We start from the raw sequence: 12,386 nt of genomic DNA on the forward strand, positions 1-12,386 counted from the left end.
TCGCTCGAGTCGCTCGTTTCGCCGTGGGTGTCAGCCCTTCACGGCACCGGCAGTCATGCCGGCGACGATCTTGCGGTTGAAGAAGATGAACAGGATGAGCGGCGGCAGCGTGACGAGCACGATGTCCATGAACAGCAGGTTGTACTGCGTGCTGAACTGGCTCAGGAAGGTGAAGAGGGTGAGCTGCACGGTGGCGTTCTCGTCACCGGGCAGGAAGTACAGCGGGTTGACGAAGTCGCTGTAGATGAAGACGGACGACACCAGGATGACCGTGATCGTGACCGGCCGCAGGAGCGGGAAGATCACCCGGAAGAAGAGGTTCAGCCCCGTGCATCCGTCGATCATGGCGGCCTCGTCGAGCTCGCGCGGGATCGCCGCGACGAACGCTCGGAACAGCAACACGGCGAAGGACATGTTGAAGGCCACCTCGACGAGGATCAGCCCGGGCAGGGTCTTGAACAGGTGCAGCTGCTGCAGCACCCAGATGGTCGGCACGACGGCCGGCGGGATGATCAACCCGGAGAGGACCAGGATGTTCGCGATGTTCGCGACGCGTCCCGGCCGGCGCTGGATGACGTATCCCACCATCGCGCACAGCACCACGACGATCGCCACGGAGACAACGGTGAGGACCAGGCTGTTCTTGAAGGCGGTGAGCAGCAGGCCGTCCCGGGCCGCGAAGACCTCCTTGAGGTTGTCGACGATCGGCCACGTCGTCGGCAGTGAGAAGTTCAGGTCCTCGGACTCGAACTCGTCCTTGGACGCCGTCAGGAACATGAACACGAACGGCACGACGAACACGACCAAGGCGACGAGGATCGCAACCACCTCCAGTGAGGCACGTCGCACCGCTCTCATGACTCCACCTCCTTGGAGTTGAAGTACCGGAACAGCGGGAACACGATGAGCGACACGAGGATGAACAGGACGACGTTGCCCGCGGTGGCCAGACCGAAGAAGCCGGCCTGGTACTGCTTGTAGATGACCGAGGCGATGACGTCACTGCTGAACCCCGGGCCGCCACCGGTCATGGTCCAGATGAGGTCGAAGGAGCGCAGGCCACCGATCAGGGAGAGCAGGATGACGGTGAAGGTGGCCGGGGCCGCGAGCGGGACGGTGACGTTCCTGAACTTGGTCCAGGCACCGCCGCCGTCGACGTCAACGGCCTCGTAGTAGTCCTTCGGGATCGCCAGGATGCCCGCGATGTAGATGAGGGTGGCCAGCCCGACGCCCTTCCAGACGTCCACGAGCGCCACCGAGAGCAGGGCGGTGGTGGGGTCGCCGAGCCAGTCCGGTGAGGTGATGCCCACCTTGGCCAGGACGGTGGCCACGACGCCAAGGTCCGGCTGCAGCAGCACGCTGAACGTGATGCCCACCGCCACTGTGCTGACCAGGACAGGGAAGAAGACGATCGACCGCAGGAGGCCGCGCGACCGGATCGGTCCGGTGAGCAGCACGGCGAAGAGCATTCCGAGGACCACCTTGAGCCCGCTGGTGACGACGGCGTAGATCAGGGTGTTCTTGAGGCCGCTGACCAGGGACTGCTCGGAGAAGAACTGCCTGAAGTTGTCGAGGCCGATGAACTCGGACTCGAACAGCGTCCAGCGGGTCAGCGAGTAGTAGAAGGCGATCACCGTGGGGACGATGAACATCAGGCCGTACACGAGCCCTGCCGGGGCGTAGAACCAGTAGGAGTACGTACGCGCCCGGAGGTTGCGGGTGCCGTTGTTGCGGGCCTGCTTCCGGCTGGGCCGGCCGGCCCCCGCGTCACCGCGGGGACCGGTCGTCCGGGTCTGACTATGGGTGGCGTTGGTTACCATCCCGGCAGTCCCAGCTGCTTGGCTTGCTTGGTCACATCGGCGTCGTACTGGCTGGCACCGTCCTTGGCCGGGGTCTGTCCGGTGGCCACGGCGACGGTGATCTGCTCGAGCGACGGGCCCTTCACCGGCGACAGGAACTCCAGCGCAGGGGTGGTGGCCTTGGCGTCGATGTAGGCCTGGAGGTCCTGGGCGACCGGAGGCGCGTCAGCCGGAACCTTGGACCCGATGACCATGTAGGGGCCGGTCGGCGGGGCTGCGGAGGAGTAGACCTCAGAGCCGGCGGGCGAGGCCACGAAGGCGATGAACTTCTTCGCTGCCTCGATGTTCTTGCTGGCCTTGGGGATGTACTGACCGTTACCGGGCCAGATGGTGGCCCCGTTCTTGCTCGCGTCGTCTCCCGGGATCCCGAAGAAGCCGATCTTGGCGGCGTCCTCCTTCGACAGCGTGCCGACCGGGAAGGTGAGGAGTGGGTACTGGGCGGCCTTGCCACTGGCCAGGAGCTTCATGCCCTGGTCGAAGGTCGTGGAGCCGGCGCTCTTGTTCAGCCAGCCCTTGGCCTTGGCCTCCGCCGTCTTCTCGAAGCCCTTCACTGCTGCGGCGTCGGTCGCGTACTTGACCTTGTTCGCCGTGTAGTCGGCGGCGAAGGTGGGGTTGGCCGTCGCGACGTTGTGGAAGTCACCCAGCACGAACAGCTGGGAGGTCCAGGTGTCCTTGAAGCTGCCGATCACCGCGGTGATGCCGGCGGCCTTGATCTTGTCGCTGTTGGCCTCGAACTCGGCCCAGGTCTTGGGCACCTGCAGCCCGAGCTTGGTGTAGACCTCCTTGTTGTAGAGGATGCCTCCACCCATCACGGTGCCCACGGGGGCGCCGTAGACCTTGCCGTTCTGGGTCACCGTCGGCAGGAACGCCGGATCGGTGTCCTTCAGGGCCGCGTCGTTGGTGAGGTCGACCAGGGTCTTCTCCGGGCTCAGCGCCTGCAGGAGCGACCCGGAGTTGTACCAGAACACGTCTGCCATGTCGCCGGTCGACAGCTTGGTCTTGACCAGGTTGTCGCCGTCGGCGCCACCGGGCCGCGACTCCAGCTTCACGGTGATGTCCGGGTTCGCCTTCTCGAAGGCCGCGGCGATCGCCTTGGCGGGCTTGACCGTCGTCTCCGCGTTGTCGGTCAGCAGCGTGATCGTCGTCTTGCCGTCGGACGAGCCTGAGCCCGTGTCCCCACCCGCGCACGCCGCGAGCGAGACGAGGGCAGTTGCAGTGACGACGGTGACCGCCAGCTTCGAGCGGTAGATCTTCATGGGTACCTCCACAGCATTGGGGCGCGTATCCGCGATGGCTGCATCGATTTTGAATCGCTTCATTTCTCGATGTCGCTACAAGGTAGAACCAGGTCCGCGATCGTGTCAACCGTTCTACAGAACTTCTTTTCCAGCGACCGGGGTGCCTTGATGTCAAGATTTCACGCCGGCGACCCGGCGCGGCCGATCACTCTCCCGGTCCCGTTGACGAGGCGCCCTCCATGCTGTTTACTCCATTCAACTGAAACGCTTCATTTCGACTCGAACGATCGAAGGGACGGACGGACAGGCATGAACACGTTTGCCGACATCGCGGACAGGCTCTCCCATCAGGCGATCGAACTGCCCTCCTGGGCGTTCGGCAACTCGGGAACCCGGTTCAAGGTCTTCGCCACCCCCGGAACGCCCCGCACGGTCGAGGAGAAGCTCACGGACGCCGCGCAGGTGCACCAGCTGACCGGGCTCGCCCCCTCGGTCGCCCTGCACATCCCGTGGGACCGGGTGGACGACTACGACAAGCTGGGCCGCTTCGCCGAGGACCTCGGCGTGCGTCTCGGCACGATCAACTCCAACACGTTCCAGGACGACGACTACAAGTTCGGCAGCCTGACCCACGTCGACGAGCGAATCCGTGCCAAGGCGATCGCCCACCAGCTCGAGTGCATCGACATCATGGAAGTCACCGGCAGCCGCGACCTGAAGATCTGGCTGGCCGACGGCACCAACTACCCGGGTCAGGGCGACCTGCGCGACCGCCAGGACCGCCTGGCAGACAGCCTCCAGCAGGTCTACGCCCGTCTCGGCGAGCACCAGCGACTCGTCCTGGAGTACAAGTTCTTCGAGCCCGCGTTCTACGCCACCGACGTCCCCGACTGGGGCACCTCACTGGTCCACTGCCTCGCCCTCGGGGACCGCGCCACGGTGTGCCTGGACACCGGACACCACGCCCCCGGCACGAACATCGAGTTCATCGTCGCCCAGCTCCTGCGGCTCGGCAGGCTGGGCTCCTTCGACTTCAACTCGCGCTTCTACGCCGACGACGACCTCATCGTGGGGGCGGCCGACCCGTTCCAGCTCTTCCGGATCCTCTACGAGGTGATCCGTGGCGGCGGCTACGGCGAGGACAGCGAGGTGGCGTTCATGCTCGACCAGTGCCACAACGTCGAGGACAAGATCCCCGGCCAGATCCGGTCGGTCCTCAATGTCCAGGAGATGACGGCCCGGGCACTGCTCGTCGACCGTGAGGCGTTGCGCGAGGCCGAGCGCACCGGCGACGTCCTGGGCGCGAACGGTGTCCTCATGGACGCCTTCTACACCGACGTGCGCGCCGACCTCGCGGACTGGCGCGCCGGCCGCGGGCTGCCTGCCGACCCCATGAAGGCCTACGCCGCCAGCGGTTACCAGGACCGCATCGCCTCCGACCGCGTCGGCGGCACCCAGGCCGGCTGGGGCGCCTGAGCACCTCATTCCCGAGCCCACCACAGCCCACCACAGACCACTGCACTCGCCAGACCATCGCACTCGCCAGACCACCGAACGAGAAAGAACCCCCGATGACCAACCCCGCCGTCTCCGACCTGATCGCCCGCTCCAACCGTCTGGGCGCCGACCCGAGGAACACCAACTACGCGGGTGGCAACACCTCCGCCAAGGGCACCGAGACCGACCCGGTGACCGGCGAGCAGGTCGAGCTGCTCTGGGTGAAGGGCTCAGGCGGTGACCTCGGCACCCTGACAGAGGCCGGGTTGGCCGTCCTGCGCCTCGACCGGATGCGCTCCCTCGTCGACGTCTACCCCGGCGTCGACCGCGAGGACGAGATGGTCGCCGCCTTCGACTACTGCCTCCACGGCAAGGGCGGTGCGGCCCCGTCGATCGACACGGCCATGCACGGTCTCGTCGACGCGGCTCACGTGGACCACCTGCACCCCGACAGCGGGATCGCCATCGCCACGGCGAAGGACGGCGAACAGCTCACCAAGGAGATCTACGGCGACAAGGTGGTGTGGGTGCCCTGGCGGCGCCCCGGCTTCCAGCTGGGCCTGGACATCGCCGCGATCAAGAAGGCCAGCCCCCAGGCCGTCGGCACCATTCTCGGTGGCCACGGCGTGACCGCGTGGGGGGACACCAGCGAGGAGGCCGAGGCCAACTCGCTGTGGATCATCCAGACCGCGCAGACCTACCTCGACGAGCACGGCAAGGCCCGGCCCTTCGGCCCCGAGGTGCCCGGGTATGCCGCCCTCCCGGAGTCCGAGCGCCGCGCCAAGGCCGCAGCCCTCGCCCCGCACCTGCGCGCCGTCGCGTCGCAGGACCGGGCCATGGTGGGCCACTTCGGCGACTCCGACGTCGTGCTGGAGTTCCTCGCCAGCGAGCGGCTCGCCCCACTCGCCGAGCTCGGCACGTCCTGCCCCGACCACTTCCTGCGCACCAAGGTCAAGCCGCTGGTCGTCGACCTCCCCGCCGACGCCTCCGTCGAGGAGACCGTGGCGCGCCTGGGCGAGCTGCACACGGCATACCGCGAGGACTACCAGGGTTACTACGACCGCAACGCCACCCCCGACTCCCCCGCGATCCGCGGCGCCGACCCGGCGATCGTCCTCGTGCCCGGCGTCGGGATGTTCTCCTACGGCAAGGACAAGCAGACCGCGCGCGTCGCCGGCGAGTTCTACACCAACGCCATCAACGTCATGCGCGGGGCCGAGTCGGTCTCGACCTACTCCCCCATCGACGAGTCCGAGAAGTTCCGCATCGAGTACTGGGCCCTCGAGGAGGCCAAGCTCGCCCGCCTGCCCAAGCCCCGCTCCCACGCCGGTCGCATCGCCCTCGTCACCGGTGCCGCCTCGGGGATCGGCAAGGCCATCGCCACGCGGCTCGCCGCCGAAGGCGCCTGCGTCGTCATCGCCGACCTCGACCTCGCCAAGGCCCAGGCAGCCGCCGCCGAGATCGGCAACGCCGACCTCGCCGTCGGCGTGCAGGCGAACGTCACCGACGCCGCCGCCGTCCAGGCCGCCGTCGACGCCACGCTCCTCGCCTTCGGCGGGATCGACCTGCTCGTCAACAACGCCGGCCTGTCCATCTCCAAGCCGCTGCTCGAGACCACCGAGGCCGACTGGGACCTGCAGCACGACGTCATGGCCAAGGGCAGCTTCCTCGCCTCCAAGTCGGCCGCAGCCGCGATGATCGCCCAGAAGCTCGGCGGCGACATCCTCTACATCTCCTCCAAGAACTCCGTCTTCGCCGGCCCCAACAACATCGCCTACTCGGCCGTGAAGGCGGACCAGGCCCACCAGGTGCGGCTGCTGGCCGCCGAGCTCGGTGAGCACGGCATCAAGGTCAACGGCATCAACCCCGACGGCGTGGTCCGCGGCAGCGGGATCTTCGCCGGCGGCTGGGGCGCCAAGCGTGCCGAGGTCTACGGCGTCGCCGAGGAGGACCTCGGCGCCTACTACGCCAAGCGCACCCTGCTCGGCCGCGAGGTCCTGCCCGAGCACGTAGCCAACGCCGCCGCGGTCCTGACGTCGGACGAGCTCAGCCACACCACCGGCCTGCACATCCCCGTCGACTCCGGCGTCGCCAACGCCTTCCTGCGCTAGGCCATGGCAGGCAGGGTGTTCGGCGCCGTCGACATCGGCGCCTCAGGCGGCCGGGTGATGGCCGGCGTCGTCGACCCGTCGAGCGGCAGGACCCAACTGCACACCCTGCATCGCTTCGCCAACGGGGCGGCGATGCAGGGTGGTCACCTGCGATGGAACCTCACCGGGCTCTTCGCCGAAGTCATGACCGGCCTGACCGCGCTGGCAGCCCAGTTCCCGGAGGTCGAGTCCATCGGCATCGACACGTGGGCCGTCGACTACGGCCTGCTCGACTCCGACGGCCGGCTGCTCGCAGAGCCGATCTCCTACCGCGACGACCGCACCGACTCCGTCATCGCCACAGTGCACCACCGGGTCAGCCAGGACCAGCTGTATGCCGTCAACGGGCTGCAGTTCCTCCCCTTCAACACGGTCTACCAGCTGGAGGCAGAGAAGCAATCCCCCTTGTGGGACAGGGCCGCCCACGTCGTCCTGCTGCCGGACCTGCTGGCCTACTGGCTCACCGRGCAGCTGCGCTCCGAAGCCACCAATGCCTCCACCACCGGGCTGCTCGACGTGTCCACCGGGGACTGGTCGGACGAGGTCCTGCGACTGCTCGACCTCCCCCGACACCTCCTCCCCGAGATCGACCAGCCGGGCGAGGTCCGCGGCCACCTGCTGCCAGCGGTCGGTGACGCCACCGGACTGAACGCCCGGGTGGTGGTGACGACAGTCGGTTCGCACGACACCGCCTCGGCAGTGGTCGCGGTGCCGGCTGCCGGCGGCAGGTTCGGCTACGTCTCCAGCGGCACCTGGTCCCTTGCCGGCCTCGAGCTCGACAAACCGGTCCTGTCGGTCGAGAGCCAGCACGCGAACTTCACCAACGAAGGCGGGGTGGACGGCCGGATCAGGTACCTGCGCAACGTCGGCGGGCTCTGGCTCCTCCAGGAGTCCATGCGGACCTGGGCCTCCGAAGGAGTCGACCACGACCTGGCCTCGCTGCTCTCCGCAGCCGAGTCCCTGCCGGCCGGCGGCCCGACCATCGACGTCGACGACCCGCTCTGGATCGCCCCGGGGCGCATGCCGCAGCGCATCGCCGATGCGGTGTCACTGCGGGGCGAGGCCGCGCCGACCGGCCCCGCTGCCACGGTGCGCCTGATCCTCGACTCGCTCGCCACGGCATACGCCCGCACGCTGACACAGGCCTCCGCCCTCGCGCACGACGTGGACGTCGTCCACATCGTCGGCGGCGGTTCCCAGAACACGCTCCTCTGCCAGCTCACAGCCGACCTGTCCGGCAAGCCCGTCACGAGCGGCCCGGTCGAGGCGACGGCCCTGGGCAACATCCTGGTCCAGGCCCGGGCCCACGGTGCCGCGCCCGCAAGCCTCGAGGAGATCCGGGCAGACTTGCACGCGACCCAGGAGGTTCGCGACTTCGTGCCCTCCTGACCCGTGAATCGGGCCCCACCCGCAACAATGAGCAGGCATCCCGGTAGTTGGCATCAACGGACAGGACCAGACACATGGCTTCGGTGAGCATCAAGGACGTCGCCGCCACGGCGGGCGTCTCGGTCGGCACCGTGTCCAACGTGCTCAACCGTCCCGATGCGGTCCGTCCGACCACCCGAGCCAAGGTCGAGGCAGCGATCGCCCGGCTCGGCTTCGTGCCGAACGCCTCGGCCCGACAGCTCGCCGCAGGACGGAGCCGCACGCTGGCCTACCTCGTCCTCGACGCGTCCAACCCCTTCTTCACCGATGTCACGAGAGGCATCGAGGAGGTGGCGAAGACGGAGCACCTGTCGCTGTTCATCTGCAACAGCGACCTCGACGCCGACCGCGAGGACCAGTACCTCGAACAGCTCACCGAGCTGCGCGTTCGCGGCGTGCTGATCACGGCGATCGACTACGCCAACCCTCGACTGGCGCGACTGCGTGAACAGGGGGTCCCAGTCGTCCTGGTCGACAGGGCGCCACAGGACACGCACGACTGGTGCAGCGTGGGGGTCGACGACGTGACCGGCGGCGAGCTCGCCATCAACCACCTCATCGAGTCAGGGCACCAGAGCCTGGCCTTCATCGGGGGTCCTCTCGAGATTCCCCAGGTCAAGGACCGTCACACCGGGGCACGAAGGGCCATGGACGCCGCCGGCCTGCGCCCCGACGACCTGGCCTGGATCCAGACCGATGCCCTGACGATCGCGGACGGCCGCCGGGCCGGGGAGCGGCTGCTCGGCCTGCCGCGGCGCAGTCGGCCGACCGGCGTGTTCTGCGCCAACGACCTGCTGGCCCTGGGGCTGCTGCAGCACCTCGTCCAGCTCGGGGTCCGTGTCCCGGACGACGTGGCCATCGTCGGCTACGACGACATCGAGTACGCGGCAGCGGCCGCGGTCCCGCTCACCACGGTGGCCCAGCCACGCCACCTCCTCGGGCGCACCGCGGCGCGACTCCTCATGGAGGAGGCCGATCACGGCGCCGAGCACGAGCACCAGCACGTGGTCTTCCAGCCCGAGCTCGTGGCCCGTGCCTCCACGGCTGCCGCTCGCAGGAGCGCCTGATGAAGATCGCCCTCTTCGTCACCTGCCTCGGGGACGTGCTCTTCCCCGACGTCGGGAAGGCCACGGTCACGGTGTTGGAGCGGCTCGGACACGAAGTCGTCTTTCCCCAGGCCCAGACCTGTTGCGGCCAGATGCACACGAACACCGGGTACCAGCGCGACGCCGTGGGTCTGGTGCGCCACCACGTCGAGGTGTTCGAGCAGGCGCTGGCGGACGGCTGCGAAGCCGTCGTCGCCCCTTCCGGGTCGTGTGCGGGCTCGGTGCGCCACCAGCACGCCTCCCTCGCGCGTCGCGCAGGGGACGAAGCACTGGCTGTCCGCGCCGAGGCGGTCGCGGCGAAGACCTACGAGCTGTCCCAGCTCCTCGTCGACGTGCTCGGCCTGACCGACGTCGGCGCGTCCTACCCGCACCGCGTGACCTACCACCCCACCTGTCACTCCCTGCGCCTGCTGGGAGTCGGCGAGGCTCCGTTGCAGCTGCTGCGTGCCGTGCACGGGATCGACCTGGTCGAGCTACCGGGCGCCGACGTCTGCTGCGGCTTCGGGGGCACCTTCTCGGTCAAGAACGCCGAGACCTCCACGGCCATGCTCGCCGACAAGATGTCCTCGGTGCTGACCACCAAGGCGGAGGTCGTCACCGCGGGTGACTCCTCCTGCCTCATGCACATCGGCGGTGGCCTCTCGCGCCTGCGGACCGGGGTGCGGCCCGTGCACCTGGCCGAGATCCTGGCGAGCACCGCATGAGCACCTTCCTCGGTATGCCGGGTGGCCGGGTCCGCGGGCCCGCCGCCGACACCGCCGTGGGTCACCTCACCGGCGACCGGTCGTTTCCCGCCGAGGCGCGCGACGCCCTGGCCAACACCCAGCTGCGACGCAACCTCGCCCACGCCACCTCCACGATCCGCGCGAAGCGCGCCAGCGTGGTGGCCGAGGTACCCGACTGGGAGGCGCTGCGCGACGCTGGTTCGGCGATCAAGGCCGACACGATGGCGCGGCTCCCCGAGCTGCTCGAACAGCTGGAGGCCAACGTCATCGCCCGAGGTGGGACCGTGCACTGGGCCCGCGACGCCGCCGAGGCCAACCGGATCGTGACCGACCTGGTCCGGGCCACGGGCGCCGACGAGGTCGTCAAGGTCAAGTCGATGGCCACCCAGGAGATCGGGCTCAACGAGGCCCTCGAGGCCGCGGGCATCACCGCCCACGAGACCGACCTGGCCGAGCTCATCGTCCAGCTCGGCCACGACAAGCCGTCCCACATCCTCGTGCCCGCGATCCACCGCGGCAGAGCCGAGATCCGTGAGATCTTCGCCCGCGAGATGCCCGGCGTGGACCCGGCCCTGACCGACGAACCAGCCGTGCTGGCCGCCGCCGCCCGCACCCACCTTCGCGAGGTGTTCCTGCGCGCCAGGGTCGCGGTGTCCGGCGCCAACTTCGGGGTGGCCGAGACCGGCACCCTGACCGTGGTCGAGTCCGAGGGCAACGGACGCATGTGCCTGACCCTGCCCGACACCCTCATCACCGTGATGGGCATCGAGAAGGTCATCCCCACCTGGGCCGACCTCGAGGTCTTCCTCCAGCTGCTCCCCCGGTCCTCGACCGGCGAGCGGATGAACCCCTACACGTCCACGTGGACCGGAGTGACCCCCGGGGACGGACCCCAGGAGTTCCACCTCGTGCTGCTCGACAACGGCCGCACCCGTGCCCTGGCCGACGAGCTCGGCCGCACCGCCCTGCACTGCATCCGCTGCTCGGCCTGCCTCAACGTGTGCCCCGTCTACGAACGCACCGGCGGTCACGCCTACGGCTCGGTCTACCCCGGCCCGATCGGCGCCATCCTCACCCCACTGCTGACCGGCCTGACCGGGGGCGACGACCCCAACGACTCGCTGCCCTACGCCTCCACCCTCTGCGGCGCCTGCTACGACGTCTGCCCCGTGAAGATCAACATCCCCGACATGCTCGTCCAGCTGCGAGCCGAGCACACCGAGGCCCACGCCGACACCCATCGGCTCCCCACTCCTGAGGGCGCCGCGATGAAGGCCGCCGCCTGGGTGATGGCCGACGAGGGACGCTTCGCGAAGGCGGGGCGCGCCGCGGCCGTGGCACGACACGGCATACGGCGAGGGAAGCCGCGCCTGCCGCTGCCCCCGCCCCTCAACGGCTGGACCGCCTCGCGCGACGCCCCCAGCCCACCGGCCGAGTCCTTCCGTGACTGGTGGACCCGCACCCGAGGGAGGTCGTCGTGACCGCCCGCGAGGAGGTCCTCGCGCGGATCCGCGGCGCCCTCGGGGACAACCCCGTCTCGCCCGAGGTTCCCCGCGCCTACCGACGTGAGGGCGAGTATGCCGCCGGTGCGCCCGAGCTCGTCCACCAGCTCATCGACCGCCTGGAGGACTACAAGGCCACGGTGGTCCGGATCGGGGCGGAGGACGACGACTCCATCGGCCGAGCCGTCGCCGATGCCCTGGCCGCCCTCGAGATCGGGCAAGCCGTCACCCCGGCGGGCACGCCGCGTGAGTGGACCAACTGGCTGGCCGACGTCACCGTGGACGACGGCTCACTGGACGCGCGCGGACTCGACCGCATCCCTGCCGTCGTGACCGGGTCGGTGGTCGCGATCTCGGAGACCGGCACGATCGTCCTCGACGGTGGGCAACTGTGCGGGCGCCGAGCGGTCACTCTTGTCCCTGATACGCACGTCTGCATCGTCCGGGCGAGCGACGTCGTGCAGACCGTCCCCGAGGGACTGGGCAGGCTGGACCCGAGCGCCCCGCTCACGTTCATCAGCGGACCTTCGGCGACGAGCGACATCGAGCTGGACCGCGTCGAGGGAGTCCACGGGCCACGCACCCTGGTCGTCGTCCTGGCCGGCTGACCCGGCCGGCGGCTCGAGCGGGCCGAGCGCCGTGAGCGTCGGGACCATCGCCGAAAGAGCCCAATCAACCATGATGCCTCCTCCCGATGGGTGGGCAAATGGCTCAGACTGACTATGGTCTGGAGTGCTCACGGCGAGGAATCTTGATGCGGGGAAGAGAGGTGCCTACGCAACAGGGGGCCAGGGGGCGTAGGCACCTCTCAGCCGATCTTGAGTCCCGCGTCAGGCCTCCTGTGACTCGCTGGTGTCGTCTGACTCGCTGGTGTCGTCGAC

The 12,386-nt window shown here is 68.9% G+C and carries 10 protein-coding genes; 7 read left to right on the plus strand and 3 right to left on the minus strand.

Annotated elements, in window-relative coordinates; translation table 11 throughout:
• Nucleotides 1-30 precede the first annotated feature (30 nt).
• The 3 genes from AC1DVZ_RS14840 to AC1DVZ_RS14850 are packed head-to-tail and all read right to left on the minus strand — an operon-like array spanning nt 31 to nt 3,115.
• A complete protein-coding gene (locus AC1DVZ_RS14840; protein ID WP_477618977.1) occupies nt 31-858 on the minus strand; it encodes a carbohydrate ABC transporter permease in 828 nt (275 codons plus the stop codon).
• Nucleotides 855-1,820 carry a carbohydrate ABC transporter permease gene (locus AC1DVZ_RS14845; RefSeq protein WP_477618978.1) on the minus strand — a complete coding sequence of 322 codons (966 nt, stop codon included), beginning with the start codon at nt 1,818-1,820 and terminating at the stop codon, nt 855-857. Before AC1DVZ_RS14845 ends, AC1DVZ_RS14840 begins: the two co-directional genes overlap by 4 nt.
• Complete coding sequence (locus AC1DVZ_RS14850; protein ID WP_477618979.1) at nt 1,814-3,115, minus strand: ABC transporter substrate-binding protein; 1,302 nt, start codon at nt 3,113-3,115, stop codon at nt 1,814-1,816. Before AC1DVZ_RS14850 ends, AC1DVZ_RS14845 begins: the two co-directional genes overlap by 7 nt.
• Nucleotides 3,116-3,406: 291 nt before the next feature.
• On the opposite strand from AC1DVZ_RS14850, the gene rhaI reads away from it, so the two are divergent.
• The 7 genes from rhaI to AC1DVZ_RS14885 all read left to right on the plus strand — a co-directional run bounded on the left by rhaI (nt 3,407) and on the right by AC1DVZ_RS14885 (nt 12,113).
• The gene (gene rhaI, locus AC1DVZ_RS14855; protein WP_477618980.1) at nt 3,407-4,573 is read left to right on the plus strand and encodes an L-rhamnose isomerase; all 1,167 of its coding nucleotides are present in this window, start codon (nt 3,407-3,409) and stop codon (nt 4,571-4,573) included.
• Nucleotides 4,574-4,668: 95 nt separating this feature from the next.
• Entirely contained in the window at nt 4,669-6,705 is a 2,037-nt protein-coding gene (locus tag AC1DVZ_RS14860) for a bifunctional aldolase/short-chain dehydrogenase (protein WP_477618981.1), read from the plus strand.
• Nucleotides 6,706-6,708: 3 nt separating this feature from the next.
• Nucleotides 6,709-8,133, plus strand: coding sequence for a rhamnulokinase (locus tag AC1DVZ_RS14865; RefSeq protein WP_477618982.1), 1,425 nt, complete (start codon nt 6,709-6,711; stop codon nt 8,131-8,133).
• Between the two features lie 74 nt (nt 8,134-8,207).
• Nucleotides 8,208-9,239 (plus strand): LacI family DNA-binding transcriptional regulator, encoded by a 1,032-nt coding sequence (locus AC1DVZ_RS14870; protein WP_477618983.1) that lies wholly within the window; start codon nt 8,208-8,210, stop codon nt 9,237-9,239.
• Entirely contained in the window at nt 9,239-9,982 is a 744-nt protein-coding gene (locus AC1DVZ_RS14875) for a (Fe-S)-binding protein (protein WP_477618984.1), read from the plus strand. The genes AC1DVZ_RS14870 and AC1DVZ_RS14875 overlap by 1 nt, the downstream gene beginning before the upstream one ends.
• Nucleotides 9,979-11,484, plus strand: coding sequence for a lactate utilization protein B (locus AC1DVZ_RS14880; RefSeq protein WP_477618985.1), 1,506 nt, complete (start codon nt 9,979-9,981; stop codon nt 11,482-11,484). The genes AC1DVZ_RS14875 and AC1DVZ_RS14880 overlap by 4 nt, the downstream gene beginning before the upstream one ends.
• Nucleotides 11,481-12,113 (plus strand): LutC/YkgG family protein, encoded by a 633-nt coding sequence (locus AC1DVZ_RS14885; protein WP_477618986.1) that lies wholly within the window; start codon nt 11,481-11,483, stop codon nt 12,111-12,113. Before AC1DVZ_RS14880 ends, AC1DVZ_RS14885 begins: the two co-directional genes overlap by 4 nt.
• The last annotated feature ends 273 nt before the right edge of the window (nt 12,114-12,386 follow it).

The organism is Pedococcus sp. P2_E5 (genome assembly GCF_056403895.1).